Below are 26,171 nucleotides of genomic sequence, written 5' to 3'. Positions count from 1 at the left end.
GGCTCACCTGTCGATACCATGACCTCCATGGCTGCCCCACGAGCGTTCCGCGGCCTGATGCTGGCGGGATCGATCCTCACCGGCATATCGCTGCTCTTGCTGTCTCTCCTTCCCGACGCGCCGTCGGACCCCGCAGCGCTCGCGGACTGGGTCGAACGCGGTTCCGCTCTGCTGATGTGGAGCGATGAACTGCTCTTCTTCGCCGTGATCTGCTGGTGGGCCGGGGCGTGGGGAGTCTTCGGTTCACCCGGGGCAACCAGATCTGTCAGAACCACCATCGGGATGACGGCACTCGCGCTCGCGCTCATCTCCCTCGTCGTGGTGCTGCTCGCGGTCGGCCGCCTGGTCTACCCGGTATTCGAACTAGAGCTGTCGACCGAATCTCTGGCTCTTGTTCTCAGTTCGACGTTCGGTGCATTGCATCTGGCATTCCTGGGATTCACCGTTGCCGCTGTAACCCTCAGCTGGGAAACACGTCTCGGCACCATGGGACGAATCCTCGGCATCATTGCGGCGATCGTATTTCTCTCAGGGTCATTCCCCTGGCTCACATCGACTTGGTGGAATTCCCTGGTTGCCGTGGTCCTCGCCGCCTGGGGAGGTTTCATTTCTCTCTCCGCCGAGGCTTCTTCGAACGAGCCCGAAGGCACTTCCTAACCACTGCGAGCGGAAGCCCATGCTCACCGCTTCCGCTGGCAAATTGGGCAGAAATGCGACGAGCGGTTCATGAACACCTCACGCCGGGTCGGCGTACCGCAACGATCGCACGGCTCCCCGCCCGCCCGTACACATGAAGGCTCCTGCTGAAGTAGCCCTCTATCCCTGTGACATTGAATACCTATGGTGCTGCGCTACTTCTACGCACGGCGACCGTTGAGCTAACAGCTTGTCGGAAGCAGTGGATACGATGGCGAGGCAATGGCGCACCCCACATAGAGCAATACCTCGGAGCGGAAAGTCGAGACAGAGTGACGGACATCGAACTGCGATCGCTTGCCCCGGAGTACGACGAGGATCACCACCACACCTACGTGTCCCGGTTGAACGCAGCCGTCTCTGATCCGCGGAACAAGAACATCGCGCTCACAGGTCGTTACGGGGCCGGCAAGTCGAGCATCCTCGACAAGTTCACTAGGGATCAGGAGTGCTCTGAGACCGGGGACCCCGGGAACGACAGTTCTGAGCAGACGGCGAAGACGATCAAGAAGAAGCGCAAGAAAGCTTCCTCCAGGAAGGTCCTGCGCATCAGCATAAACACGCTCGGGCCTGACAAGGGCGAAGACCTGACGAACCGGATTCAGAAGGAGCTCGTCAAGCAGCTGGTATACCGGGCGAAGCCCGGCGAGGTCCGTAGTTCGGAGTTCGCGAGAACGCCGCAGTTGAGATGGTGGCGAGCGGGTCTCGATGCACTCGTCGTTGCTGTGGTTCTCGTCGGCCTACTTTGGTTGTTCGGATTGCGACCTATCAAGGATTCCCTCGGAACTGACAACTCTTGGCTACCAATGGCTTCGTTGTTCTTTCTCGTACTGGGAATCCTGTGGGCTATACGTTGGTACATCGGCAATCGCGTAGTGGCTCAAGTGTCGGCAGGAGGTGCGTCGATCGCGTTGGAGGGTACGAGCGACTCGTTCTTCGACAAATACCTCGACGAGCTGATCACTTTCTTTGAAGCCACTGAGCCGGACATCCTCGTCTTCGAGGACCTTGATCGGTTCGATGACCCTAGGATCTTCGACTCGCTACTCGAGCTGAACACTCTAGTCAACTCCTCTGCCCACTGGAGGAACCGCCCAGGCCGGCCACTCAGGTTCGTATACGCAATCAAGGACAGCCTGTTCGAAAAGCTCGGTGACGAGCAGCAGGAAAAGGACGAGACCGAGAACAAGAAGGCTGAACAGGATGGCGCTTCAACCTCCGGTGCCGCTGTGGACCAAAATAATCCGGAAACCAAGGACGCCGTGGCCGAAGCAGTGGAGCGAGCGAACCGGACTAAGTTCTTCGAGATTGTCATCCCCGTGGTGCCGTTCCTGTCGCACAGCAACGCACGCGACCACTTCGTGACGGAACTCGGAAAGCTCAGGCTTCCCGAGGGAGAGGGCGCGAAAATCGATCGAGGTCTCATCGACATCGTTGCGCGCCATACAACCGACATGCGCTTGATGCTCAACATCGGCAATGAGTTCGTCGTATACGCCGAGCGGTTGTTGTGGGTTGCTGGGACGAAGAGGAGGCGTGCTCCTGGGCTGACGGCCAATCGCCTGTTTGCCATCGTCGTCTACAAAAACTTCCACCTCACCGACTTTGAAGCTCTCCCCCATCGAGGTAGCGCTCTTGATTGGCTGGATCAGGCACGTCGAGATCTCGTAGACACAGCGATCACCACCCTGCAGCAGGAACGAGCAAGCCTTGTCAGTGGTGCGGCCCGGCGGCAGCGACAGCAAGACTTGGCCGCGACACTGAGTGAGAGGCTTACTGTTGTTCTTCAGTCAGCGCACATGACCCTCGTATCCGCAACAGCCGACAGCGCTTCGCTCGACGTCAAGGCAATCAATGACCCGCCATTCTGGCAGGCCATCGCGCAAGCGAAGACGGCTGAGGTGCAACTTGCCTCCGAGAGCAGGTACGCCATCAGGTCTGCTCTGGACCGGGCGTACCTCGCTAGCGTGTTTCCCGAAATTGAAACGTTCGAAGGGTGGGTCGATACTCCGACACAGGTCGACGACAAGCGGGTTTCTGAAATCGATACCGAGATCTCGGTATTGCGCGGAATTGACTTCAAGCCCCTCCTGGACGATGACAGGCACACGCTCGACGGCAAGAGTTTTGCCGCACTGGCCGAGAACAAACTCCCGTCGCAGCTCGCTCTCGACCTCATCAAGCAGGGTCACATCGATCGGTTTTACGCTGAGTACGCGACTGTGTTCTACGGTGAGTTCTTAGGTGTGGATGTTGCAAAGTTCTTCCGTAACAGCGTGTGGCCCAATGAGATGGACATGCAGTTCGAATTCACGACTCCCGGAGCGGTCGGGAACGTCCTGGCGCAGGCACCCGCCGATTTCCTTGGCACGCGGAGTGCTCTCAACATCGACATCGTCAATCACCTCATGACCATCGATGTCTCGACATCGATCCATCTCATCGACTTCCTAGCGCGACCGCACAACACGGACGGCCACCAGTTCCTCTCGACTTATCTCAACACGCCGACAAGTCATGGTGAAGAACTGGTCTCGCGGTTGGCTGCCAAGCCATGGCCAGGACTATTCAGCTTCATTGCCTCCGAAGGCGCGATCAACGGCGACGAAACGAATGTGAGTCTGCTCAACGCCGCCTTGCGAAGCGTACCCAGTTTCGAGGCCTTCGAGCTCGATGACGACGCACGAGCACTCATCGCTCGCCTGTACACGGAGATCCCGGTGTTCTGCGAGGTTCAACGTGGTGTACCCATGCAGACTCTCTTCGCCTTCCTCACAGCTTCGCTGCCCAGCGTCCCTAACCTTCGTGCGCTCTCGCCGGAGCTCCAGAATCTGGTGGTCGACGCGAAGCGGTACACGCTTGACGCCAGCAACCTTCGGGCCGCCGCCACGTTGCCAGACGAAACACCGATCTCTGCGGACAACCTTTTGGCCAAGACAGTGATCTGGGAGCACTGCACCGAGCACGTTGAAGGCTACCTTTCGCTGGTCGAGAGTGATGAGCAAACGACCGGTAGCTGCGCGTCTCCCGAGGTTCTCGCTGAGGTCGTCAACGCGCAGCATGAAGAGTGGACGGCCGAGCAGATGGACGCATTCTTGGATGCCAGTGCCGAAAGCGCAGCGTTGCCTGACATTACCGTGGTGGAGCAGACTGCGTGGGCGACAGTGGTCGATCGGCTGTGCGTCGTACCGAACGTCACGAATCTTGAGGCCTACGCGACCGAGATCGGCCTGGACGATGCGCTCGCTGCGCTGTTCACAGACGATGAGGGGGCGGTCGTCGACATCATCAACGTGGAGGACGTCACCGAGGACCAGCTTGAGCCCTTGGTCACTCTGCTGCTGAACGCACAAGCTGTGCTCGAACCGCGGCAGCGTGTGCTACTGGCCAAGCAGATGCTGGGAGCGCCTGACGGCCCCGGATTCGACCTTAGCGAGATCGAGGCGAGCCCTGATGAGCTACTGGCAAAGCTGTTGCGGGAAGGCATGATCGACGACACCGCAGAAGCCTTCGCTCACTTCTCGGGTGCAGGCTGGCCGTCCATCGGCCCCGCTCTGCGAGTGTCCACCAATGCCGCGACGTTCATCACTCCAGCCTTGATCCAAGGCCACGCCGAGGAGGTCGTGCGCGGCAACAACTTCCCGGAGGCAACGAGGCGTGCGCTTCTTGAGCGATTGGTCGAGTTCGCTCCCACCGAGGACCAGTCATTCCTGATCGCGGCAGCCTCGGCCGCACGGACGTTGCATGTCTCGTTGTCAACGGGCGCACTCATGCTCATCGCCCCGGCTGTCCGTAACCATGAAGATGTTGTGTGGCAGCTGAAGGAGCAGGCTGGTCAGATCGCCGCAAGTGCGGCGATGCAGATCCTAGGGAGCATGTCCGGTGACTTCGTCGGATTCGCAGGGGCTGCGGGGCAGAAGTTCGAGGTTAGTGACACACCGTCGCTGGAGACTGTTCTGAAACACTTGAAAGGTGCGGGCATGATCGTCCCTCAGCCTGGCAGGCAACCCAAAGGGCGGTGGAAGTTCCGAATCGCGTAGGTATATACCTCCGCCTTGGCCGACACTCAGAGTGACTGGTGTCGTGTGACAGCGTGGCAGTGACGAGGAAGCTCCAGACGGAGTCCTCAACGACGACGCTGACACTTCGGACAGAAGTAGCTCGAGCGGTTCATGAACCGCTCGCGCACGATCAGCGCCCCGCAGCGGTGGCACGGTTTGCCTTCCCTACCATATGAATGCAAGAAACGTGTGAAGTACCCGGACTCCCCGTTGACATTGACGTAGAGCGAGTCGAAGCTCGTGCCGCCCGCCTCCAGCGCACGGCCCATGACAGCCTGCACGGCTTCCAGGATCCGACGGCTCCGGCGGGGACCCAAGGTGTTCGTGGGCTGCTCGTAGTGCAACTTGGCCTCCCACAGGGCCTCGTCGGCGTAGATATTGCCGATCCCTGAGACGAGCCCCTGGTTCAGGAGCGCACGCTTGATCCCCGTGCGGCTGGCCTTGAACCTCTGCTGGATCCTCCCGATGTCGAAGGCCGGGTCCAAGGGGTCCCTGCCGATATGAGCGGCGTGCTCCGGCACCAGGGGGTAACCGTGCAGGGACTGCCCGCCCGGCGCGCCGTCGTCGGTGGGACGAAGGGAATCGACGAACATGCCACCGAAGATCCGCTGGTCCACGAACCGCAGTTCACGGGGCAGAGGACGATCCGGCTGATCAGGGTCGCAGGCCGGTGACAGCGTCAGGCGGATCCTGAGGTGCCGCTCGTCGGGCAGGTCGGCGTCCTTGACCAGCATCTGCCCCGACATCCCGAGGTGGGCCATCAGGGCATGCCGGGGTGACGCGATCTCGGCGGGAGAGGTCTCGGCTTCAGGAGCACCCAAGGGCAGCCACAGGAACTTCCCCCGGCGGACCGCGTCCAGGATGCGGGCACCGGTCAGGTCAGCGATGAACGACGCCGGACCGTCGATCTGGCGGCGCACCGACCGGGGGTCGTAGATCTCGACCGACTCGATCGTCCGCCCCGCCACCCAGCGCTGGAGTCCGCGGCGGACCACCTCGGCCTCGGGAAGCTCCGGCACGGTCAGGCCCGCTTGGTCCGGGCGCCCGAAGCGGCGCCGTGTCCCCCGTCGTCAGGACGATCCTGACCGCGCCGGGCGCGACGCGAGGTCCCCTGCTTCGGGACTGCGGCGTCCTCGACGGGCCGGCCATGGCCGTCTGTGAGCGTGGTGCCGGTCAGGTTCAGGTAGGCGCTGGCGGCGGCACGCCGCTCCGCTTCCTTCTTGGAGCTTCCGTCACCGGTCCCGGCGTCGTCTCCGCCGACGACGCACGTGGCCACGAAGGAGCGGTTGTGGTCCGGTCCAGTGCCCACGACCGAATAGCTGACCGGGCCCAGGCTGCGCATGGCGGCGAGTTCCTGGATCTCGGTCTTCCAGTCCCGGCCTTCGTGGATGACGAAATCATCCTCGAGCAGCGGCACGATCATGCCCAGCACGAATCCCCGGGCCCGTTCGATCCCATGGGTCAGATACACCGCGCCGATCAGCGATTCCATGGTGTCCGCCAGGATCGAGGCCTTGTCCTGCCCGTTGGTGCGGACCTCGCCCTTGCCCAGGCGGACGAAGGAGCCGAGGTCGATCACCCGGGCCAGTTGCGCCAGGGTGCGGGTGGAGACCACGGAGGCTCGGATCTTGGCCAGGTCCCCCTCGGAGCGATCCGGGTAGCGGCGGTAGATCTCGTCCGTGACCGACAGGCCGAGTACCGAGTCCCCCAGGAACTCCAGGCGCTCGTTGTGGACGGTCCCGGGGTGCTCGTAGGCGTAGGAACGATGGGTCAAAGCAATGAGAAGCGTCTCGGCATCGATGTCGACGCCGAGACGCTTCTCAAGTTCCTGGAATTCGTTCACCGAACTCAGGCGTCGGCTACCTTGCGGCCCTTGTACTCGTAGTACAGGGCGGTGCCGGCCGAGTCGGTGACCAGCTTGGCCTGGTGGGGCAAGCTGTAGACGGTCTTGCCGTTCTCGACGGAGCGGACCAGCTTGGGAGCCTTCGCCTTCCACTGTGAACGGCGCATGCGCGTGTTGGCACGCGAGAGCTTCCTCTTGGGAACAGCCACTGCTATCTCTCTTCTCTCGTGGTGTCATCGTCCGCGCCGAACAGCCCTTCCAGGGCGCTCCAGCGCGGATCGAGTACTTCGTGATGGTGACCGGGGTTCTCCTCCAGTCGCACGCCGCACTGGGCGCACAGACCTTCGCAGTCCTCCCGGCATACCGGCTGGAACGGCAGCTTGGTGATCGCCGCGTCCCGAAGCATGGGTTCCAGGTCGATGGTGTCGTCCTGGACTTCGTACATCTCGTCGGCCTCGTCGTCCTCCTCCGGATTCTCGGAGGAGGCGTCGAACAGGAAGAGCTCCTGTACCTCAACGACCATCTGATCGGTGATCGGGTCGAGGCAGCGACTGCACTGGCCTTCAAGACTAATGGTCACATCGCCCGAGACAAGGATTCCGTCGTGAACGGATTCGAGTCTCAGGTCGCAGCCCATGTCGGAGCCCTCAGGGGCCCCGATCAGTGCGTTTCCGAACTTACTCGGGGTGGGCACTGTCTCCTGCCAGGTGCGCATCGTCCCGGGACGGTGTTCCAGGTCCCTGACGTCGACAGTCAGCTGGGAAGCGGTCTCGCGGGCGATGATGTACTCCTGTAGGTCCAATACCAGCGGCCCATCTTACTCGGTTGTCATCCTCGGGCTCAACCGCCTCCGAACGGCGTGGCGAAGGTCTCTCGAATGGGGCCCGTTTCCGGAACCCGCCCGGACCTGGCGCAGCTCAGGTCAGACGCTGCTGGAGGGCTGCGTACACGGGGCCAGGGACGAAGGGCCCCACCTCGCCGCCCAGGCCGTGCACCTCCTTGACCAGGCTGGAGGAGACGTGCAGCAGCTCGGGGTCCGCGGGCAGGAACACCGTCTCCACGTCCGTCAGCTGGCGGTTCATGGCGGCCATGGGAAGCTCGTAGTCGTAGTCCTGACCCGAGCGGAGTCCCTTCACCAGGGCGACGGCGCCGCGCTCGGCCGCGTACCTGGCCAGCAGCCCGGCCTCGAGCGGTTCGACGACGACGCCGCTGATCCCGGCCAGGGACTCTCGCACCAGCCGCAGGCGGGTCTCCCTGTCGAAGAAGTATTTCTTCCGGGGATTGTCGCTGACGGCCACCACGACTTCCTGGAAGAGCCTTGCCGCACGCCGGATGATCTCCACGTGCCCCCGGTGGATGGGGTCGAAGGAACCGGGGCAGACGGCGCGACGGACGGTCTCCGCGCTCTCCGCCATGGTGGGGCTTTCCGCCTCTGCGGGTGCTTGACCGGTGGGCTGCGTCTGGGCGTCGTCGGGCATGTCCTTACCGTAATAGGAAATCCGGGCCCGAAAGGTTCCTAGACTCTCCTTCATGAGCTCCAGCCCGCTTCCTTCGACCCTCGAATCCGGCCGCCCGGTCAATGACGCCGACGGCGCCGTGGCAGCCCCGTGGCGTGCCATGGCCTCCGGCGGAGGACTGCTGGACGATGCGGGAGCGTTCCGCTCCACGATCTTCGACGAGACCTCCGCCCTGGCAGCGGCGCACGGCGCGATCAACCTCGGTCAGGGCTTCCCCGACGAGGACGGCCCGCGGTTCATGCTCGACGAGGCCGTCTCCGCGATCGGCTCCGGTCAGAACCAGTACACGGCAGCCGTGGGCAGCCCCCGGCTGCGGGCAGCCGTCGCCGCCCAGCAGCTGGAGACGCAGGGCCGCGAACTGGACCCCGACTCGCAGGTGCTGATCACGGTCGGGGCTGCCGAGGGGCTGACGGCCTCCCTGCTGTCCGTGGTCTCCCCAGGCGACGACGTCGTGGTCCTGGAGCCCTACTACGACCTCTACGCGGCGGTGGTCTCCTTCGCCGGTGCCAATCTGCGCCCCGTGCCGCTGCGGCCTCCGCACTTCGCACCCGATCCGGACGAGCTGCGAGCGGCCTTCACCGAGCGCACCACGGCCGTGCTCATCAACGATCCCCACAATCCCACCGGCACCGTGCTGGATGCCGGCACCGCACGCCTGCTGGCCGAGCTGGTGGTCGAGCACCGAGCGGTGCTGATCACCGACGAGGTCTACGAGCACCTGCGGTTCAAGGGGGACCATGCCTCCCTGGTCGCGCTGAACGAACGTTCCCTGATCGACCATGACCTGGCAGAACGACTCGACGAACGAACGCTCGTGGTCTCTTCCGCCTCGAAGACGCTCCGGGCCACGGGCTGGCGGATCGGATGGGTCACCGGACCCGCGGAGCTGGTGACCGGCGCCCGGGCGATCAAGACGTACCTGACCCACTCTCCCGCCGCTCCGCTGCAGGCCGCGGTGGCCGCCGGCCTCGAGAACCTGCATCCGTGGGCCGAGGACCTGGCCGCCGAACAGGGCGAACGGTCCCGGCTGGTGGTCGACACGCTGCGCGGCCTCGGCCTGACCGTGGCCGATCCTTCCGGGTCCTACTACGTGGTCGCCGACTTCACGCCGCTCTACGAGAGGCTCGGGGTGACCGACAGCATCGGGCTCTCCCCCGCCCTGATCGAAAAAGCGGGCGTTGCCCTCCTGCCGATCCGGGCCTTCGCCTCGGCCGGGCACGCCGAGCAGTTCGACGGCTGGATGCGCGTGGCGGCCTGCAAGCAGCCGGCCACCCTGGTGGAGGGCATGCGACGGCTGCGTGAAGCGCTGGGCTAGGCCGCCGGCTCACCGCGCCATCGAAACGGAGCCCACAGGTACGCCAGCGGTGCTGCCCTTCCGGCCCAGGGCGCGGTAGGCCCACCCCGCCCGCTCCCATTCCGCCGGGTCGAGCACGTTGCGGCCGTCGAGGATCTGCTTGTGCTTGACCAGGGGTGCCAGCTGCTGCGGGGTCATGGTGCGGAACTCCTCCCATTCGGTCAGCAGCACGACCACCTCGGCCCGGGCGATGGCCTGCGGCAACGAGTCCACGTAGTCCACCCTCGGATACCTCCTGGCGGCATTCGCATTGGCCTGGGGATCGTAGACGTGCACGTCCGCGCCGATGGAATGCAGCCGGGCGGCGATATCGAGCGCGGGCGAGTCCCGGACGTCGTCGGACTCGGGCTTGAACGCCGCTCCCAGCACGGCCACCTGCCGTCCCATCACCGAGCCTCCCAGCATCTCGGTCACCACGCCGACCGTGTGGTCACGGCGGCGCACGTTGACGTCGTCGATCTCCACCAGGAACCGGACCGACTGGTCCAGCCCGAGCTCCGATGCCCGTGCCCGCAAGGCCCGGAGGTCCTTGGGCAGGCACCCTCCGCCGAAGCCCACGCCGGCATCGAGGAACTTGCGCCCGATGCGCTCGTCCATGCCGATCGCATCGGCCAGCGTGCGGATGTCCCCGCCCACCGCCTCGGTCATCTCGGACAGGGAATTGATGAAACTGATCTTGGTGGCCAGGAACGAGTTGGCGGCCACCTTGACCAGTTCCGCGGTCTCGTAGTCGGTCACCACCAGCGGGGTGCCGGCGTCGAGCTGCTGCGCGTAGATCTCACGCATCGTGGCCTCCAGACGGGCCGCGCTCTCCTGGTCGGCGTCCTCCCCCTGACGGACTCGATCGGCGGGACCCGGCAGGCCCAGGACCATGCGGTCGGGACGCAGCGTGTCCTGGACCCCGTGGCCCTCGCGCAGGAACTCCGGGTTCCAGACCAGGTCGACGTCGACGCCCTCCGGGGCCGCTGCCCTGGCGAGCGCCCGCAAGCCGCGCGCGGAGCCGACGGGGACGGTCGACTTTCCCACCAGCACGGCGTCGTGGGTCAGATGCCTGGAGATCGAGGTCACCGCCGACTCCACGTAGGTCATGTCGGCCGCATAGGACCCGGGCCGCTGAGGGGTACCGACGCTGATGAAATGGACGTCGCCGAAAGCTCCCGCCTCCGCGTAGTCCGAGGTGAACCGGAGCCGCCCGGAGTTCACGTGCTTCTTGAGCAGTCCTCCCAGCCCGGGTTCGTGGAAGGGCAGTTCACCGGCCGCCAGCGCCTCCAGCTTCCGCTCGTCCACATCCACGCCCAGGACTTCGAAGCCCATCTCCGCCATGGCCGCCGCATGCGTTGCGCCCAGGTACCCGGTGCCCAGAACGGTGATCCTCATGGGTATGCTCCTCGGTCCGTCTCCGGAGCGCCTGCACACGGGCCCCGGCGATGCTGCTGGTCAGAGGCGCCGGGAGGTGGTGTCCCGGTCGCCGATTACGCAGTCAGCCTGCCGGGAGAACATGAATGCACGATGAAACCACGGCGACCGGCATCTGGACCGCGATGGTCAGCCGCTCTCCTCGCCGAACCAGAGGACGGTCTCCCCGTGCGTGGACTGCTCCAGGCGCTGCATCGCGGCGGGCCAGGCCGGCTCCGGTGAACGGGACGAACGTTCCACCACCACGACTCCGCCCGGCCCCAGCCGGCCGGTCAGCTGCTCGAGCATCGCGGTGACCTCCGCCTCCCCGAGCGGATAAGGAGGATCGGCCAGGACCAGGTCCCAGGGCCCGTCCGTGTTCTCCAGGTAGGTCATGACCGCGCGGCGGTGCGGGGTGACCACGTCCCCGGGCAGGCCGGCGTTGACCGTGCGCGCATTGGCCTGGCAGACCGTGAAGGCCTTCCGGTCGCGCTCGACCAGGTCCACGACGGCGGCTCCGCGGCTGGCCGCCTCGCAGCCCAGCGCCCCCGACCCCGCGAAGAGATCCAGCACCCTGGCATCGGCCAGCATGCCCCAGGCGTCCAGCCGTGCGAACAGGGATTCCTTGACCCGGTCCGTCGTCGGCCTGGTCGCCGTGCCCGGTACCGACGCCAGGCGCAGCCCGCCCGCGGCTCCTGCGATGATCCGGCTCATCAGCCACGCTCCAGGTACTTCTCGGTGTCCTCGTCCAGATAGGCCTCGATGGCCAGCGCCAGCCCCCAGTGGCGTTCGAGGGACGGATCGACGTCGAGGATCTCCCCGGCCTCCGCCCGGGCGCTCTCGATGATCTTGATGTCGTCCAGGGCGCGCAGCAGGCGGAGGGTGCTGCGTCCCCCGGACTGGGCGTCGCCGAGGATATCGCCCTCACGGCGCAGGGTGAGGTCGACCTGCGCCAGCTCGAAACCGTCCGTGGTGGCCGCTACGGCGTCGATGCGCTCCCTCGAGGGGTGATCGGGCTCGCGCCGGGTCACCAGCAGGCAGGTGCTGGCGTGCGAGCCGCGTCCGATCCGCCCGCGCAGCTGATGCAGCTGGGAGATGCCGAACCGGTCGGCGTCGAAGACCACCATGAAAGTGGCGTTGGGGACGTCCACGCCCACCTCCACCACGGTGGTGCACACCAGCAGCCCGATCTCCCCCGCGGCGAAGTCCTCCATGATCCCGGTCTTCTCCTGGGCCTCCAGTCGCCCGTGCAGCACCGCGGTGCGGACATCGGCCAATTCGGGCGATCTCGCGACCAATTCCGACAGCCAGACGGTCGAGACCATGGACTCGGCCGGGTCGGGGGCGTTGTCCTCGTCCCCTTGCCTGGCGCTCCGGCCGGCCGGGGGCGTCTGGGCCAGGAGGGCAGCGGATTCCGCGAGCGTCATGCCGGGCACTTCGTCGTCGTCACCGATCTTCGGGGCCACGAAGTACACCTGGCGTCCCGCCGCGACCTCCTCCCGTGCCCGGGCGAAGATCCGCTCCTCCCAGCTGGGGTGCTCCTGCAGCCCCACCACGTGGGTGGAGATGGGCTGCCGTCCGGCCGGCAGGCCCTCCAGGACGGACACGTCCAGGTCTCCGAAGACCGTCATGGCCACGGTGCGCGGGATGGGCGTGGCGGTCATGACCAGCAGGTGGGGGACGGGGCCGTCACCCGCATCGCGCAACCGGTCGCGCTGTTCCACCCCGAAGCGGTGCTGCTCGTCGACCACCACGAGCCCCAGGCCGGCGAACTGCACGGTGTCCGAGAGCAGGGCGTGGGTGCCGATCACGATCCCGGCCTCCCCGGAGGCGATGGCCAGCAGGGCGCGCCTGCGAGCGCTCTGGGGCATGGAGCCCGTGAGCAGCACGACGTTCGTGCCCTCGGGGTCCCCGCCGAGCGTCCCGGCGTGCGCCAGGGGACCCAGCGCCGCCTCGATCGAGGCGAGATGCTGAGCCGCGAGTACCTCGGTGGGGGCCAGCAGTGCCGCCTGGGCCCCGGAATCCACGGCCTGCAGCATGGCCCGTAGCGCCACCACGGTCTTGCCGGCGCCCACATCGCCCTGCAGGAGCCGGTTCATGGGGTGCTCCCGTGCCATGTCCTCGGCGATCTGCTCGCCCACGGTCACCTGGGACGGGGTCAGCTCGAACGGCAGCCGGGCCTCGAAGCGGGATTGCACGCCATCGTGCCGGCCATCGAGGACCGGGGCCATCCGCAGCTGCACCGCACGACGACGGCGTACCAGTGCCGTCTGCAGCATCAGGGCCTCCGTGTGCCGGAAGCGGGCCTTGGCGCGATACCAGGACCGGTCGTCCGGGGGCAGGTGCAGGTGCTCGTAGGCCGTCGGCAGATCGGTGTAACCGTGCCGGTCCGCGACCCCCAGGGGCAGCGGGTCCGGCACCGTGGACCAGTCGATGCCGGGCAGCACGGTACGGACCGCCGTGGCGATCCGGTCGCTGGGAACCTTGGCTGTGGCCGGGTACACGGCGATCGGGCGGCCCACGTGCGCCATGGCGTCCAGGGCGCCGAGCTCGTCGTCCTGGTCCAGGGGCGCGTAGTGGGGGTTGGTCATGGTCAGCTTGCCGCCGTAGCGGGTGACCTTGCCGCTGAAGAGGGCGTGGGTCCCCTCGGAGAGTTCACGGGCGGCGGTCCAGGCGTTGAAGAAGCTCAGCGTCATCCGGTCGACTCCCCCCGCGTAGAGGAAGTCGGCGGCCTCGCCGGACCGGTCCGTGATGGTCACCTCCGTGATCGATCCCCGGCGGGATCGCATCTTCCGGGTGCGCACGGAGACCACCTCGGCTACCACGGTGGCATGGCTCTCCATCTCGAGGTCCTCGAAGGAGGTCAGCTCTCCGCGGTGCACGAGCCTGCGCGGGACGTGGTCCAGGAGGTCGCCCACGGTCTCCAGGCCGAGGGCCTGGGACATCGCCTTGGCCGACTGTGCCCCGATGACCTTGGGCAGGGGCGTGTCCAGGGCACCGCGCCGCGGGTGCGAGGGGGTGGCCACGGTCAGTCCAGGTCCGCGGAATCGACCCGTACCCGGCGCATGCGGTCCTCCTTGGCCAGGCCCGTCACGGTGATATTGCGCGGCGTACCGCGGCCGCGCAGCACCTCCAGGGCCATTTGCTGGTCCTCGACGTGCACGTGGACCCGCCAGCGCCAGGTGTCGTCATCGAGCTGGGAGACGGCGGAGACGATCACGCTGTCTCCTCTCTCGGCCAGCTCGTACCGTACGGCGGCGGCGTCCAGGGCGGTCAGGTCCAGGGTGGCCATGATCTCCACGCCGGAGTTCGCCTCCCTGAGGGCCTCCAGCACGGCCGTGTCGGCGTCATCCACCGGTGGGTAGAGGTCGTATCCGATACGGGCCAGCACCTCGTCGACGGGATGGATCTCCTCCGCGTCCGGCTCTGCGCCGTCCGTGGCCTCCCCCGATCCGGCCCACAGCTGGGGTCCGGCGGGCTCGTGCCCCGCGACCGCCCTGCGCAGGGCGTCCAGGATGATGAGCATGCCGAGCGCACCGGCATCGACCTTGCGGGTTCCCCGCAGGACCTCCAGGGAGTGGGACGAGGCCAGCACCGCCTCCTGCGCCGCACCGACCAGCTGGAGCAGGTACGCGGCGAGTTGCTGATTCGATCCGGCCTCGCCCTCCCGGGGCACGCCCACGGCCGCGGCCTCCCGCAGGACGGAGAGCATGGTGCCGGGTACGGGATCGGAGAGCACCGACCACGCCCGCACCGAGCCGGCGCTCATCGCATCCGCGAGATATGCGGCGGTCAGCCGGTCGGCGCCTTCGAGGCCGTGCCCCAGCGCCGTGAGGAACACGGAGAAGAGGGTCCCCGAGTTCCCGCGCGCCTCCTCGAGGGCGGCCTGGCCGGCCAGCGTCACCAGTTCGCTGAGGTCCGGAGTCTCGAGGACGCCGGCCGCCTCGGAGGCCGTCGAGACCGTCAGCGCCAGGTTCGTCCCGGTGTCCTCGTCGGCCACGGGAAAGACGTTGAGGGCATTGAGCACATCGGCGTGGTCCTGGAGGTCACGGGCAGCCATCTCCAGCCACCGGCGTACCGCGGTCGCGTTAGAAGCCTTCTTGTGATTCAAAATGGTCCCATCCTCGTCCTCGGACCCTCGCGGGGAGCTCATGGACCGGAGTCGTCCCGATCCGGATACGGTCGGGGGCCGGTTCCCGGTCGCTGCCGCCGAGCGGTCCGGCCTGCGCCCCCTCTTGGCCCGGGGGCGAAGCCAGCACCGAGCCTAACGGACGCACGCCCTCGGGTAGCTGGACGTGGGAGGGGACTGTGGACAGCAGACCGTGGTCCTCTCCCCCGTTCAGCACCCAGTAGAGCGGGTCGCGGACGAGCAGCCTTCCCGCTGCGGCCAGCGGTTTCGCCAGTTCCGCCAGCGCCTGCGGGTCGAGAGCGACGTCGATCCCCGAGGCTTCCGCCATACGCGTAAGGTCGCGGAGCAGGCCGTCCGAGACATCGATCATGGCGGTGGCCCCGGCGCGCGCCAGTGCGGGACCCAGCCCGACCGGGCTCACGGGGCGCAGCTGGCACCCCGCGAGTTCGTCGAGGACGGCATCGCGCCCCGGGACGTAGTCGGTGCTGAGCAGCAGGTCCAGGCCCGCGGCGGCGCGACCGACCGTACCGGCCAGGACCACCAGATCCCCCGGTTCCGCTCCGTTCCGCCGGACCGGCCGGCGCCCCTGGAGGTCACCGGTCACGGTCGCCGTGACCGAGATCTCGCGGCTTGCACTGAGGTCCCCGCCCACGATGCCGCAGCTCGTGGCGCCGCAGGCCAGCACACCGGCGCGCAGGCCCCGCGCGAAGTCCTCGACCCAGCGCACGGGAGTAGCAGGGGGCAGGGCCAGGGAGACCACCAGCGAGGACGGCACCGCTCCCATAGCGGCGGCATCGGCCAGGTTCTGGGTCGCGCATTTGTGGCCGGTGTCGAACCCCGTGGACTCCGCTCCGCTGGGCCAGTGCAGCTCGAAGTCCTGGCCCTGGACCTGCGTGTCCGTGGAGATCACGAACCGGCCGTCCGGCGCGGCCACCACGGCGCAGTCGTCACCCGGCCCGAGGAGCTCGTAGGGCGAGGCCGGTTCAGCCGGGCCCGGGCGCAGCAAGGGCGCGAATCGTCCGATCAGCCGGGTCTCACCGAGCTGGCCCACCGTGGGCCCGGCATCGGCGCCCTCTCTCCTGCCCTGTTCCATCCTGCCCTGTTCCATGGTCACGCGTTCACGGTAGCCGACCCCTCGGACACCGGAAGGCGGACCGCTCTTCACTAGACTGGAGCCATGCCGTTCTCGATCTCCGTACCCCGCCATGCCCAGCGCCGGAGCGGTTCGCCGCTGGCGGCTGCGTTCGCCGTCGTCGCGCTGGGTGCCGTGCTCACGGGCTGCGGGGCCGGCGCTGCCGTGGTGGAACCGGCGGCGGACGCCGCCAATCCGGACTGCGCCTCCGCGATGCTCGCGATGCCCGGGGAGATCTCCGGCCAGCAGCAGCGCGAGACCACCAGTCAAGGGACCACGGCCTACGGCGATCCCGCCGCCATGATCGTGCGCTGCGGCGTGACCCCTCCAGCGCCCACCACGGAGATGTGCACCCGGGTCAACGACGTGGACTGGATCATCCGGGAGACGGACGCCGACGACGAGTGGCAGGCCGTCACCTACGGTCGCGATCCGGCCTTCGAGGTGACCTTCGACACCACCCTGGTGCCGTCGTCGACCGCGCTGATCGATCTGGGCAGCGCGGTCTCCACCGTCGGCCAGGACAGGGAATGCCTGTCCGTCGAGGAGACGCTGGACGCGACCGGCTGAACGCCGAGCCGCTCCCTCCTCGCGGCAGGAGCGCCGCGGCGGAACCGGCGGAGCCGGGTCAGCGGAGGCCCACGGGCCGTTCGAGTGCCAGGGTGATCAGCTCGTCGAGCAGCTCGGAGTAGCCCAGCCCGGAGGCGGCCCACATCCGCGGGTACATCGAGATCGGGGTGAAGCCGGGCATGGTATTGACCTCGTTGATGATCACCCGGCCTTCATCCGTGACGAAGAAGTCGGCGCGGCACAGCCCCTCGCCGTCGATGGCCTCGAAGGCCTGGGCCGCGCGTTCGCGGATGGTGGCGATGACGTCATCGGGGACGTCCGCGGGGCAGCTGAGCTTCGCCGAGGCCTCGGAGACGTACTTGGCCTCGAAGTCGTAGAAATCGTGGTCGTCGACCACTTCGATCTCCCCCGGCATCGACGTCCGCGGCGCATCGGTCCCGTGGCCCTGGAGGACGGCGCATTCGATCTCGCGTCCGGTGATGCCCGCCTCGACCACGACCTTCAGGTCGAAGCCGCGCGCTGTCTCGATGGCGGCCTCGAGCGCCGTGGTGTCCACGGGGTCGTCCACCCTGGTGATGCCGAAGGAGGAGCCCGCCCGCGCCGGCTTGACGAAGACGGGCCCGCCCAGCGCGGCGACCTCGGCCATGGCCGCGTGCTTGTCCGTGCGCCATGAGCGGTCCCGGATCACGACGTACGGTCCGACCTCCAGGCCCGCGGACTCGAAGGCCATCTTCATGAAGTGCTTGTCCATGCCGATGGCGGAGGAGGTCACTCCGCATCCGACGTAGGGCACGTTGGCCAGCTCCAGCAGCCCCTGGAGGGTGCCGTCCTCTCCGAAGGGCCCGTGCAGCAGCGGCAGGACCACATCCACGTGCCGGTACCGGGACACCTCGGTCGTCCGGGCCGTCTCCTGGCGCACCAGCAGCTCGGTCTCCCGTTGCCCGAGCGGCAGGGACGCGCGCTGCTCCCCGACCGGCAGTTCGGTGATCTCCCGTTCCGCCAGAAGTGCTTCCAGCTCCTCCTGGCCGTACAGGACCCACTCTCCGGTCCGGGCGATGCCCACGGGCACGACGTCCCACTTGTCGCGGTCGATCGCGCGGAGCACTCCCCGGGCCGTGATCAGGGAGATGCTGTGCTCGGAGGACACGCCGCCGAAGAGCACCGCCACACAGGGTTTGACGCCGGTGCCCCTGCCGGGCACGGAGGTGTGGTCCTGCGGCCCGGGAGCCGCTGCGGGGAATGGGTCCGGGGAGATCATTCGGGGGTTGCCTCCGATTTGAGTTGCCTGCCCAGCAGCAGCGGGGCCAGGTGGTCGACGGTGATGCGGCCATCCAGGATAGCCACGACTGCCTCGGTGATCGGCATGTCCACACTGTGGGCCCTGGCCAGCGCCAGGACTGCCGGTGCGGACTTGAGCCCTTCGGCCGTCTGGGTCATCTCCTCGCGGACCTGCTCCAGCGTCTTGCCCTGGCCGAAGAGCCGGCCCGCCGTGTGGTTCCGGGACAGGGGTGAGGCGCAGGTGGCGACGAGGTCGCCGATCCCGGCGAGCCCGGACATGGTCTCCTGCCTGCCGCCCAGGGCCAGCGCGAGTCGGGTGGACTCGGCCAGCCCCCGGGTGATGATCGAGGCCTTGGAGTTGTCTCCGTAGTCGCGGCCCTCGCAGATCCCCACGCACACCGCGATCACGTTCTTGGTCAGCCCGGCGATCTCGGTGCCGACCACGTCCTCGTTCGTATAGGGACGGAAGTACGGCGCGGCGATCGCCTTGGCCACGGCCGCGGCCAGTTCCGGCTCCTCAGCGGCGACGACGGAGGCCGTGGGCTGCTCGTCCGCGATCTCCTTGGCCAGGTTGGGCCCGGAGAGCACGCACGTCTGGCGCGCCCACCCAGCCCGGTCGTGGCCGCCGTCGGCCTCCGGGAAGGATTCGGCCAGCACCTCGGCGATGACCTCCGTCATGCGCAGGCCCGTTCCCTGCTCCAGGCCCTTGGCCAGGGAGAGCAATGCGGCGCCGGGCTCCAGGTGCTCGGCGACGGCCGGCAGCTGGTCGCGGACGGTCTGCGCGGGGAAGGCCAGGACCACCAGATCCGCGCCGGTCAGGGCCTCTTCCAGGTCGACGGTGATGAGCAGCGAGTCGGGGAGGTGCAGGTCGGGGACGTACTTCTCGTTGACCCGGGTCCGGGCCATGCGGGACAGGGTCGCTTCATTGCGGCCCCACAGGGCCACGTCACGGATCCCGGCCGCCGGACTCGTCCCGGCGGACTCGCCGGCGCCGTTCTCGGGGGCGCCCGCATCCACCAGGACCTTGGCGAATGTGGTTCCCCATGAGCCCGCCCCGAGGACGGCGGCTTTGCGGAAGCCCGGCCGGGCAGTGTCCCGTAGGTTCATCGCCGTTCTCCTCGCCGTCGGTCCCACCGCTTGGCCGGTGGCTTCTCGTCACGCAGCTGCGCGAGCAGCTCGGTGATGGCATCGATGATCGCACCCGTGGCCGCCACTGTCTTTCCATGGGGCACGGCATGCAGGCGGCGATCCATGTCCATCGCCGCCAGCTCCTCGCGATCCGGCGCCCACGGGGAGAGGTCCACGGCGGGACCGAACCTGATCCGGACCCTCTTGCGCGGAAACGGCCTGAAGTGGCGCTTCCCCTCGGGACCGGGGTCGCGTCCCACGATCTCCTGGTCGCCCCAGTGCGCGACCGGGATCACCGGGACGTCCATGGCCAGCGCCAATCTCGCGGCTCCGGGGAAGGCGTGCATGGGCCACAGCTGAGGATCCCGAGTGAGCGTCCCCTCCGGGTAGATGATCACGGGGCTGCCCGCCGCGAGGTGCCGCTGGGCGGCTGAGAGCGCCTTGACGGAATCAGCGGTGCCCCGGTGGACCGGCACCTGCGCGGTCCTGCGCAGCACCGCGCCCAGACCCGGCACCTTGAACAGGGAGTCCTTGGCCAGGAACGTGGGGTTCAGCCCGTAGTCGTACACGGGCATGGCGATCGTCAGGGGATCGAGCTCGGAGGTGTGATTGGGCGTGATGATGAACGGACCGTCCGACGGCAGGTTCCCCATCCCCTCGTACTCGGGCCTGGCCAGGGCCAGGTACGCCGGCCGGACGAGGGACGCCAGGAACCTGACCAGCCGCGTCGTGTCCGGCTCGGCGGTCCGGTGTCCGGTTCGCGTAGTCACCCGCACCCGGGCCTCAGGCGTCGACGACGTCGAAGTTGGCGCCCAGGGCCTCGAGCTTCGAGGTGAACCGCTCGTAGCCGCGCTGGATCAGTTCCACCCCGGTGACCTTGGACCGTCCCTCCGCGCCCAGTGCGGCGATGAGGTGCGAGAAGCCGCCGCGAAGGTCCGGGACGTGGATGTCCTTCGCCTTCAGGGGTGTCCGCCCGGAGATGATCGCCGAGTGCACGAAGTTCGACTGGCCGAATCGGCAGGGCGTCGAGCCGAGGCAGTCGCGGTGCAGCTGGATGTTGGCGCCCATGCCCTTCAGCGCGTGGGTGAAGCCGAAGCGGTTCTCGTAGACGGTCTCGTGCACGATCGACACCCCGTCGGCCTGGGTGAGTGCGACGACGAGCGGCTGCTGCCAGTCCGTCATGAACCCCGGGTGCACGTCGGTCTCCACCACCAGAGGGTTCAGGGCGCCGCCGGGATGGGAGAACTTGATGCCGTCGTCGCGGATGTCCAGCTCGCCGCCGGTCTTCCGGAAGACGTTCAGGAAGGTCATCATGTCCGCCTGGGTGGTGCCCTCGACGAAGATCGATCCCCCGGTGACCAGCGCGGCGGAGCCCCACGACGCCGCCTCGATGCGGTCCGTCATGGCGCGGTGGTTGTACCCGCGCAGTTCGTCCACGCCCTCGATGTGGATCACCCGGTCGGTCTGGACGGTGATGATCGCGCCCATCTTCTGCAGGACGGCGATGAGGTTCATGATCTCGGGCTCGGTCGCCGAGCCGCGCAGCTCCGTGCGGCCCCTGGCCCGGGTGGCGGTGAGCAGGACCTGCTCGGTGGCGCCCACGGACGGGTACGGCAGTTCGAGCTTCGTCCCGTGCAGGCCGTGGGGCGCGGACATCTTGATCCCGGACTCGAGCTTCTCGATCCTGGCGCCGAAGTTGCGCAGTACGTCCAGGTGGTAGTTGATCGGGCGGTCGCCGATCTTGCAGCCGCCCAGATCGGGGATGAAGGCTTCGCCCAGCGTGTGCAGCAGCGGGCCGCAGAGCAGGATCGGGATCCGCGAGTCACCGGCGTAGGCATCGATGTCGGCGTAGCGGGCACGGGTGACGTTGCTCGGGTCCAGGGTCAGGACCCCCTCGCCGTCGTTGCCGACCTCCACCCCGTGCAGGGAGACCAGGTCCGTGACGACCTGGACGTCCTTGATCTCCGGCACGTTCTGCAGGACCGAGGGGGTGCTGCCCAGCAGCGCGGCGACCATGGCCTTGGGGACGAAGTTCTTGGCCCCGCGCACCTCGATGGTGCCCTCCAACGGAACGCCGCCGGTGATCTGCAGTGCGCTGGTCATGCTCTTCCGATCTGTTGTCGATGCCCACCAGAGTCCGCGTGGGCAGCGCCAGACCTTGCCCCTGGTCCGGCACCGACCCATCCTATGGCGCTTTGCTGAGCGTTCTATGACGCCGCGCTCGCCCGGTGGGCAGATCCCGGCCCTGGCCAGGGTGTTCGCGTTCCGCGATCCCGGCGGGCCCCAGACCTCAGGTCCGGGCCGGCAGGGTACGCGGCAGCCAGGCGGGCCGCCGGGCCTCGTAGGCGGAGATGTCCTCCTCGTGCTGCAGCGTCAGGCCGATGTCGTCCAGCCCTTCGGTCAGGCGCCACCGGGTGTAGTCGTCGATCTGGAACGGGACCGTCAGGGAGCCGACCGTGACCGTCCGGGACTCCAGGTCCACCGTCACCTCGGTTCCCGGCTCCTCCTCGATGCGCTTCCAGATCAGTTCGACGTCGGACTGCTCGACCTGGGCGGCCAGCAGTCCCTGCTTGCCCGAATTGCCGCGGAAGATGTCGGCGAAGCGGGAGGAGATGACGACCTTGAAGCCGTAGTCCCGCAGCGCCCACACGGCATGCTCGCGCGAGGAGCCCGTGCCGAAGTCCGGGCCGGCCACCAGGACGCTGCCCTGGCGGTAGGGCTCCCGGTTGAGCACGAAATCGTCGTTCTTACGCCACGAGGCGAAGAGGGCGTCGTCGAAGCCCGTCTTGGTGATGCGCTTGAGGTAGACGGCCGGGATGATCTGGTCGGTGTCGACGTTCGACTGGCGCAACGGCACCGCGATCCCGGTGTGCGTGCTGAACTTTTCCATGGGTGCTCCTGATGAGAATCGGTAGGGTGCGAGGCGGACCTGGGTGGGCGGTGAGCGGGGCGCTCAGACCGCGACCGGTTCGGCCGGCACCGGGCTGGGAGCGCCCGCCGGCTCCAGGTCGGACGGCGCCGAGAGCGTGCCGCGTACCGCCGTGGCCGCTGCCACCACGGGCGAGACCAGGTGGGTCCGGCCGCCCTTGCCCTGGCGGCCCTCGAAGTTCCGGTTCGAGGTCGAGGCGCACCGCTGCCCCGGCTGCAGCTGGTCGGGGTTCATGCCCAGGCACATCGAGCAGCCGGCGAAACGCCAGTCCGCCCCGAAGTCTTTGAACACCCGGTCCAGGCCTTCCTGCTCGGCCTGCAACCGGACCTTCTGGGAACCGGGAACCACCATCATGGTGACGTTCGGGGCCTTGGTCCGGCCCTTGACGATCTCACTGGCCAGACGCAGGTCCTCGATCCGGGAGTTGGTGCAGGAGCCCAGGAAGACCACGTCCACGGGGATCTCCTTCATGGGCGTCCCCGGGTCCAGGTCCATGTACTGGAGCGCGCGCTGGGCCGCGGCCTTATCGTTCTCCTCGGCGAAGTCCTCGGGGTCCGGCACCGACCCGGAGAGGGACACGCCCTGACCGGGGTTGGTCCCCCAGGTCACGAACGGCTCCAGCTCGTCGGCGTCGATGACCACCTCGGCGTCGAAGGTGGCGCCGTCGTCCGTGCGCAGTGAGCGCCAGTACTCGACCGCCTCGTCCCAGTCCGCCCCCTGGGGCGCATGCGGGCGGCCCTTGACGTACTCGAAGGTTGTTTCGTCGGGGGCGATCATGCCCGCGCGGGCACCGGCCTCGATCGACATGTTGCAGATGGTCATCCGGGCTTCCATGGACAGCTCCTCGATCGCGCTGCCGCGGTACTCGAGGACATAGCCCTGGCCGCCGCCCGTGCCGATCTTGGCGATCACGGCCAGGATGATGTCCTTGGAGGAGACCCCCGGGCGCAGGTGGCCGTCCACCCGGATGGACATGGTCTTGAACGGCACCAGGGGCAGAGTCTGGGTGGCCATGACGTGCTCGACCTCGGAGGTGCCGATGCCGAAGGCCAGCGCCCCGAACGCACCGTGGGTCGAGGTGTGCGAGTCTCCGCAGACCACGGTCATGCCGGGCATGGTCACGCCCAGCTGGGGCCCGACCACGTGCACGATCCCCTGCTCGTCGTCGCCCAGCGGGTGCAGGCGGACGCCGAACTCCTCCGCGTTGGAGCGCAGCGTCTCGATCTGCTTGCGGGAGGTCTCGTCCGCGATGCGCTGGAAGATGTCCTGCGTGGGGGTGTTGTGGTCCTCGGTTCCCAGCGTCAGGTCGACCCGGCGCAGCTGGCGGCCCGCGAGGCGCAGGCCCTCGAAGGCCTGGGGCGAGGTGACCTCGTGGATCAGGTGCAGGTCGATGTAGAGCAGATCGGGCCGGCCGTCCTGTCCCTGCCGAACCAGGTGCGCCGCCCAGACCTTCTCGGCCAGGGTCCTGGGCGCTGCTGCAGGCTCAACGGATTCGGTGAACGGGCTCGGGCTGCTCGACATGATGGAGATCCTTTACGGGCGATGGAACTACTGGTATCAAGCATCCGCCCGCCATTTGACGGATGCCACTCCTTTCGTCTCCTTCTCGCATAATGAGACGCTAGTATCAACACATGGACACTTCCGGTTCCCGCCCGCACGGCACGGACATCGCCCCGCACGATTCGGACTCCTCGTTCTCGCCGAGCGGCGTAGGGGTCATCGACAAGGCCTCCCTCATCCTGGACCTCCTGGAGGCGGGGCCGGCCTCGCTGTCCCAGCTGGTCTCCGCCACCGGCATCTCCCGCCCCACCGTTCACCGGCTGGCCTCGGCACTGGCGCACCACCGGCTGCTGGGCCGGGACATGCAAGGGCGTTTCGTCCTGGGATCCCGGCTGGTCGAGCTGGCCTCCGCAGCGGGAGAGGATCGGCTCATCGCAGCCGCCGCGCCCATCCTGGTGCAGCTGCGCGACGCCACGGGCGAGTCCTCGCAGATCTTCCGCCGCCAGGGCGAGTGGCGGGTGTGCGTGGCATCCTCCGAACGCCCCATCGGCCTGCGCGACACCATCCCGGTCGGCACCCAGATGTCCATGAAGGCGGGCTCGGCGGCCCAGGTGCTCGTAGCCTGGGAGGATCACGACCGGCTGCTCGAAGGGCTGCACGGGGCGCGTTTTACGGCCACCATGCTCGCCGGCGTCCGTCGCCGCGGCTGGGCGCAGTCGATCGGCGAGCGCGAGTCGGGGATCGCCTCGGTCTCCGCGCCGGTGCGCGGCCCCGGGGGCCGGGTGATCGCGGCCGTGTCCATCTCGGGCCCGATCGAGAGGCTGACCCGCCAGCCCGGCCGTCAGCATGCCGAAACGGTGGTGGCAGCGGCGCGGCAGCTGACGCAGGCGATCCGGCCGGTGGGATGACAGTTTGGGATGACAGCAGGGGTGACGGCACGGCTCTGCCGGGCCGCGCCGGCATACCGGGCTACTTCCGGTGCGCGGCTCGCCTCAGCCCTCTGTCCACGCTGTCGTAGACGCCGAGCTCCCGCTCGACGGGCAGCACGACGTGATCGTGGGCGGTGGTCGCGATCTGCTCCCTGAGGCGCTTGGCCACCGTCCGGGCTCTCCACCGGCCTCCCCAGCGGGCGAAGACCGCGCTCAGGATGCCCAGCACCAGCCCGACCACGAGCCCGGTTGCGACCAGCGCCGTGGGCACCGGGACGGAGGTTCCCTGGACCACCGGGGTGTCCGGCACCGGGATCTGCAGGTATCCCAGGACGAACAGGCCCGTGAGCCATACCAGCCCGGCCGCGGCGATCAGCAGGGCCAGCCACTGGATGACATTCAGCGGGAGCCACCACCAGGAGCGGGCACCGCGGCGCAGGTCCGTTCGGGCCAGGGCCTGGTCGATGGCATCGGGCAGCCGCTCCTGGGAGGCGCGCGCGGCCTCGCGGATGGCTCTCTCCCACGACGGCGAGGCCCCGGCCGCCGTGTCCTGCGCGAAGTTCCGGACCGCGGTGTCCGCCGACGCGCGCTGGGCGGGTGACATGGGCGGCAGCGAGGACTTCCTGAGCGAGGGGTCCTTCGAGGCGTCCTGGACGTCCTGCAGATGCAGCCGCCGCAGGGGATCCTTGCGGAAGCCCCCGATCCAGCGCACGGGGAGCCAGCCCGTGCGCCGGCCCGCGCTGAGAACGTAGGAACGCCGGGCGGCATCCGCGATCCCCTCCGCGTTGGCCGCGTGCACCAGGCCCTCGGTCAGCTTCTGACGGGCCCCGGCTGTCACCCCCGTCGGCCTGCCGCCGCCGTGGGAGGCCGAGAGCCGTTCCACGGCTCCCTCCAGGTCCGCCGAGAGCCGCGCCGCCGCAGCCTCCTTGCCCTCCACGACCTCGCTGATCCGTGCGCGGACCGCCCCGATACCCGCTCCGGTGGCGGCCGAGGCCGCGAGGGGAGCCGCCCGTCCGGAGGTCGTCAGCCCGTCCTCCTCCAGGAGCTGCCGCAGGGAGGCCAGGACGGTCTGCACCTGGTCGGACGGCAGGCGGTCGGCCTGGTTGAGCACCACCAGGGTCACCGCGGCGTGGCGGGACAGGGGCGCGATGAACTCGTCGTGCAGGACGGCGTCGGCGTATTTCTGCGGATCCACCACCCAGACCACCACGTCGACCATCCCCGCCAGGCGAGCGGCGATCTCGCGATGCTCCCTGGCCACGGAGTCGATGTCCGGAAGATCCAGCAGTACGAGTCCCTCGGGGACCTCGGTCCACAGCCCGGCCACTCCGGCCGACCACGGCGAGCTCTGCGTCTGCTCGAGGACGTGGCGCGATTCGATCCCCAGCCAGTCAAGCAGAGGGCCGGAGCCTTCCTCGCTCCCCAGGACGGCCAGAGGTGAGGTGGTGGTGGGCCGCCTCGCCGCGCTGCGGGCCACGGGACGGCCGACGACGGCGTTGAGCAGCGAGGACTTCCCAGATCCGGTGGCGCCGAAGAATCCTACGACCGTGTGGTCCGGGGACAGCGACCGTCTGGTGGCCGCTCGCCCCAGAAGGTCTTCCGCCTGTTCGACGGCGTCGTCGTCGAGCCGTCCCCGCCCGGCGTCGACGGCCTCCCTCAGCCCGGCCAGGCGCTGGTCGATGTCGAAGGTCTGCACCTTCCTCCGTC

The 26,171-nt window shown here is 68.0% G+C and carries 22 protein-coding genes and 1 pseudogene; 5 read left to right on the top strand and 18 right to left on the bottom strand.

Annotation, left to right across the window (positions count from 1 at the left end):
* The first annotated feature begins 27 nt into the window (after nt 1–27).
* Nucleotides 28–657 (top strand): hypothetical protein, encoded by a 630-nt coding sequence (locus tag FCK90_RS01510; RefSeq protein ID WP_158032511.1) that lies wholly within the window; start codon nt 28–30, stop codon nt 655–657.
* Between the two features lie 23 nt (nt 658–680).
* Here the strand turns inward: FCK90_RS01510 and FCK90_RS01505 are convergent.
* A pseudogene (locus FCK90_RS01505) lies at nt 681–832 on the bottom strand (zinc finger domain-containing protein); the annotation flags it as partial.
* A gap of 136 nt (nt 833–968) precedes the next feature.
* Here FCK90_RS01505 and FCK90_RS01500 point away from each other — a divergent pair.
* Nucleotides 969–4,736: a YobI family P-loop NTPase gene (locus FCK90_RS01500; RefSeq protein WP_158032510.1), complete on the top strand. Its 3,768-nt coding sequence runs from the start codon at nt 969–971 to the stop codon at nt 4,734–4,736.
* A gap of 86 nt (nt 4,737–4,822) precedes the next feature.
* Here FCK90_RS01500 and mutM read toward each other — a convergent pair whose 3' ends face one another.
* The 5 genes from mutM to coaD form a co-directional block, all read right to left on the bottom strand.
* Nucleotides 4,823–5,776, bottom strand: coding sequence for a bifunctional DNA-formamidopyrimidine glycosylase/DNA-(apurinic or apyrimidinic site) lyase (gene mutM / locus FCK90_RS01495; RefSeq protein WP_158032509.1), 954 nt, complete (start codon nt 5,774–5,776; stop codon nt 4,823–4,825).
* A gap of 2 nt (nt 5,777–5,778) precedes the next feature.
* Complete coding sequence (rnc, locus tag FCK90_RS01490; RefSeq protein ID WP_343029882.1) at nt 5,779–6,600, bottom strand: ribonuclease III; 822 nt, start codon at nt 6,598–6,600, stop codon at nt 5,779–5,781.
* Nucleotides 6,601–6,605: 5 nt separating this feature from the next.
* Nucleotides 6,606–6,809: a 50S ribosomal protein L32 gene (gene rpmF, locus FCK90_RS01485; protein ID WP_047690457.1), complete on the bottom strand. Its 204-nt coding sequence runs from the start codon at nt 6,807–6,809 to the stop codon at nt 6,606–6,608.
* Nucleotides 6,810–6,811: 2 nt separating this feature from the next.
* Entirely contained in the window at nt 6,812–7,357 is a 546-nt protein-coding gene (locus FCK90_RS01480) for a YceD family protein (RefSeq protein ID WP_425481677.1), read from the bottom strand.
* Between the two features lie 160 nt (nt 7,358–7,517).
* On the bottom strand, nt 7,518–8,015 hold the full coding sequence (coaD, locus tag FCK90_RS01475; RefSeq protein WP_158032576.1) for a pantetheine-phosphate adenylyltransferase: 498 nt from the start codon (nt 8,013–8,015) through the stop codon (nt 7,518–7,520).
* Between the two features lie 115 nt (nt 8,016–8,130).
* Between coaD and FCK90_RS01470 the strand changes: the two genes are divergently transcribed.
* On the top strand, nt 8,131–9,432 hold the full coding sequence (locus tag FCK90_RS01470; RefSeq protein ID WP_246179881.1) for an aminotransferase class I/II-fold pyridoxal phosphate-dependent enzyme: 1,302 nt from the start codon (nt 8,131–8,133) through the stop codon (nt 9,430–9,432).
* Nucleotides 9,433–9,441: 9 nt separating this feature from the next.
* Here FCK90_RS01470 and FCK90_RS01465 read toward each other — a convergent pair whose 3' ends face one another.
* The 5 genes from FCK90_RS01465 to thiL all read right to left on the bottom strand — a co-directional run bounded on the left by FCK90_RS01465 (nt 9,442) and on the right by thiL (nt 16,103).
* On the bottom strand, nt 9,442–10,848 hold the full coding sequence (locus FCK90_RS01465) for a UDP-glucose dehydrogenase family protein (protein ID WP_158032508.1): 1,407 nt from the start codon (nt 10,846–10,848) through the stop codon (nt 9,442–9,444).
* 168 nt (nt 10,849–11,016) lie between these two features.
* Nucleotides 11,017–11,580, bottom strand: a complete 564-nt coding sequence (rsmD, locus tag FCK90_RS01460) for a 16S rRNA (guanine(966)-N(2))-methyltransferase RsmD (protein WP_158032507.1) — start codon at nt 11,578–11,580, stop codon at nt 11,017–11,019.
* Entirely contained in the window at nt 11,580–13,892 is a 2,313-nt protein-coding gene (locus FCK90_RS01455) for an ATP-dependent DNA helicase RecG (RefSeq protein ID WP_281347434.1), read from the bottom strand. Before FCK90_RS01455 ends, rsmD begins: the two co-directional genes overlap by 1 nt.
* A gap of 2 nt (nt 13,893–13,894) precedes the next feature.
* Nucleotides 13,895–14,977 carry a DAK2 domain-containing protein gene (locus FCK90_RS01450; protein ID WP_246179880.1) on the bottom strand — a complete coding sequence of 361 codons (1,083 nt, stop codon included), beginning with the start codon at nt 14,975–14,977 and terminating at the stop codon, nt 13,895–13,897.
* The gene (gene thiL / locus FCK90_RS01445) at nt 14,955–16,103 is read right to left on the bottom strand and encodes a thiamine-phosphate kinase (protein ID WP_246179904.1); all 1,149 of its coding nucleotides are present in this window, start codon (nt 16,101–16,103) and stop codon (nt 14,955–14,957) included. Before thiL ends, FCK90_RS01450 begins: the two co-directional genes overlap by 23 nt.
* A gap of 69 nt (nt 16,104–16,172) precedes the next feature.
* Here thiL and FCK90_RS01440 point away from each other — a divergent pair, with 69 nt between their 5' ends.
* The gene (locus FCK90_RS01440) at nt 16,173–16,697 is read left to right on the top strand and encodes a DUF3515 family protein (RefSeq protein ID WP_158032505.1); all 525 of its coding nucleotides are present in this window, start codon (nt 16,173–16,175) and stop codon (nt 16,695–16,697) included.
* Nucleotides 16,698–16,755: 58 nt separating this feature from the next.
* Here the strand turns inward: FCK90_RS01440 and FCK90_RS01435 are convergent, their stop codons facing one another.
* The 6 genes from FCK90_RS01435 to leuC all read right to left on the bottom strand — a co-directional run bounded on the left by FCK90_RS01435 (nt 16,756) and on the right by leuC (nt 23,553).
* A complete protein-coding gene (locus FCK90_RS01435) occupies nt 16,756–17,955 on the bottom strand; it encodes a D-alanine--D-alanine ligase family protein (RefSeq protein ID WP_158032504.1) in 1,200 nt (399 codons plus the stop codon).
* Nucleotides 17,952–19,082, bottom strand: a complete 1,131-nt coding sequence (locus FCK90_RS01430) for an NAD(P)H-dependent glycerol-3-phosphate dehydrogenase (protein WP_158032503.1) — start codon at nt 19,080–19,082, stop codon at nt 17,952–17,954. Before FCK90_RS01430 ends, FCK90_RS01435 begins: the two co-directional genes overlap by 4 nt.
* Nucleotides 19,079–19,873: a lysophospholipid acyltransferase family protein gene (locus tag FCK90_RS01425; protein ID WP_246179878.1), complete on the bottom strand. Its 795-nt coding sequence runs from the start codon at nt 19,871–19,873 to the stop codon at nt 19,079–19,081. Before FCK90_RS01425 ends, FCK90_RS01430 begins: the two co-directional genes overlap by 4 nt.
* A 13-nt stretch (nt 19,874–19,886) precedes the next feature.
* Nucleotides 19,887–21,206 carry a UDP-N-acetylglucosamine 1-carboxyvinyltransferase gene (murA, locus tag FCK90_RS01420; protein WP_158032502.1) on the bottom strand — a complete coding sequence of 440 codons (1,320 nt, stop codon included), beginning with the start codon at nt 21,204–21,206 and terminating at the stop codon, nt 19,887–19,889.
* A gap of 187 nt (nt 21,207–21,393) precedes the next feature.
* Nucleotides 21,394–21,993, bottom strand: coding sequence for a 3-isopropylmalate dehydratase small subunit (gene leuD, locus FCK90_RS01415; RefSeq protein WP_158032501.1), 600 nt, complete (start codon nt 21,991–21,993; stop codon nt 21,394–21,396).
* Between the two features lie 63 nt (nt 21,994–22,056).
* Nucleotides 22,057–23,553: a 3-isopropylmalate dehydratase large subunit gene (gene leuC, locus FCK90_RS01410; protein WP_158032500.1), complete on the bottom strand. Its 1,497-nt coding sequence runs from the start codon at nt 23,551–23,553 to the stop codon at nt 22,057–22,059.
* 113 nt (nt 23,554–23,666) lie between these two features.
* Between leuC and FCK90_RS01405 the strand changes: the two genes are divergently transcribed.
* Entirely contained in the window at nt 23,667–24,443 is a 777-nt protein-coding gene (locus tag FCK90_RS01405; protein WP_158032499.1) for an IclR family transcriptional regulator, read from the top strand.
* A 61-nt stretch (nt 24,444–24,504) separates the two neighbouring features.
* Here FCK90_RS01405 and FCK90_RS01400 read toward each other — a convergent pair whose 3' ends face one another.
* Entirely contained in the window at nt 24,505–26,160 is a 1,656-nt protein-coding gene (locus FCK90_RS01400) for a GTPase (RefSeq protein ID WP_246179877.1), read from the bottom strand.
* Nucleotides 26,161–26,171: the final 11 nt, after the last annotated feature.

The organism is Kocuria coralli, from assembly GCF_008831305.1.
Taxonomy (GTDB): domain Bacteria; phylum Actinomycetota; class Actinomycetes; order Actinomycetales; family Micrococcaceae; genus Kocuria; species Kocuria coralli.
This window is presented reverse-complemented; position numbering and strand designations above follow the sequence as displayed.

Bases quoted from the DNA above. Each gene is read 5' to 3' on its own strand.
- FCK90_RS01510 (WP_158032511.1), top strand. From the start codon at position 28: ATGGCTGCCCCACGAGCGTTCCGCGGCCTGATGCTGGCGGGATCGATC.
- coaD (WP_158032576.1), bottom strand. From the start codon at position 8,015: ATGGCGGAGAGCGCGGAGACCGTCCGTCGCGCCGTCTGCCCCGGTTCC.
- FCK90_RS01470 (WP_246179881.1), top strand. From the start codon at position 8,131: ATGAGCTCCAGCCCGCTTCCTTCGACCCTCGAATCCGGCCGCCCGGTC.
- FCK90_RS01465 (WP_158032508.1), bottom strand. From the start codon at position 10,848: ATGAGGATCACCGTTCTGGGCACCGGGTACCTGGGCGCAACGCATGCG.
- rsmD (WP_158032507.1), bottom strand. From the start codon at position 11,580: ATGAGCCGGATCATCGCAGGAGCCGCGGGCGGGCTGCGCCTGGCGTCG.
- thiL (WP_246179904.1), bottom strand. From the start codon at position 16,103: ATGGAACAGGGCAGGATGGAACAGGGCAGGAGAGAGGGCGCCGATGCC.
- FCK90_RS01440 (WP_158032505.1), top strand. From the start codon at position 16,173: ATGCCGTTCTCGATCTCCGTACCCCGCCATGCCCAGCGCCGGAGCGGT.
- FCK90_RS01435 (WP_158032504.1), bottom strand. From the start codon at position 17,955: ATGATCTCCCCGGACCCATTCCCCGCAGCGGCTCCCGGGCCGCAGGAC.
- FCK90_RS01430 (WP_158032503.1), bottom strand. From the start codon at position 19,082: ATGAACCTACGGGACACTGCCCGGCCGGGCTTCCGCAAAGCCGCCGTC.
- murA (WP_158032502.1), bottom strand. From the start codon at position 21,206: ATGACCAGCGCACTGCAGATCACCGGCGGCGTTCCGTTGGAGGGCACC.
- leuD (WP_158032501.1), bottom strand. From the start codon at position 21,993: ATGGAAAAGTTCAGCACGCACACCGGGATCGCGGTGCCGTTGCGCCAG.
- leuC (WP_158032500.1), bottom strand. From the start codon at position 23,553: ATGTCGAGCAGCCCGAGCCCGTTCACCGAATCCGTTGAGCCTGCAGCA.
- FCK90_RS01405 (WP_158032499.1), top strand. From the start codon at position 23,667: ATGGACACTTCCGGTTCCCGCCCGCACGGCACGGACATCGCCCCGCAC.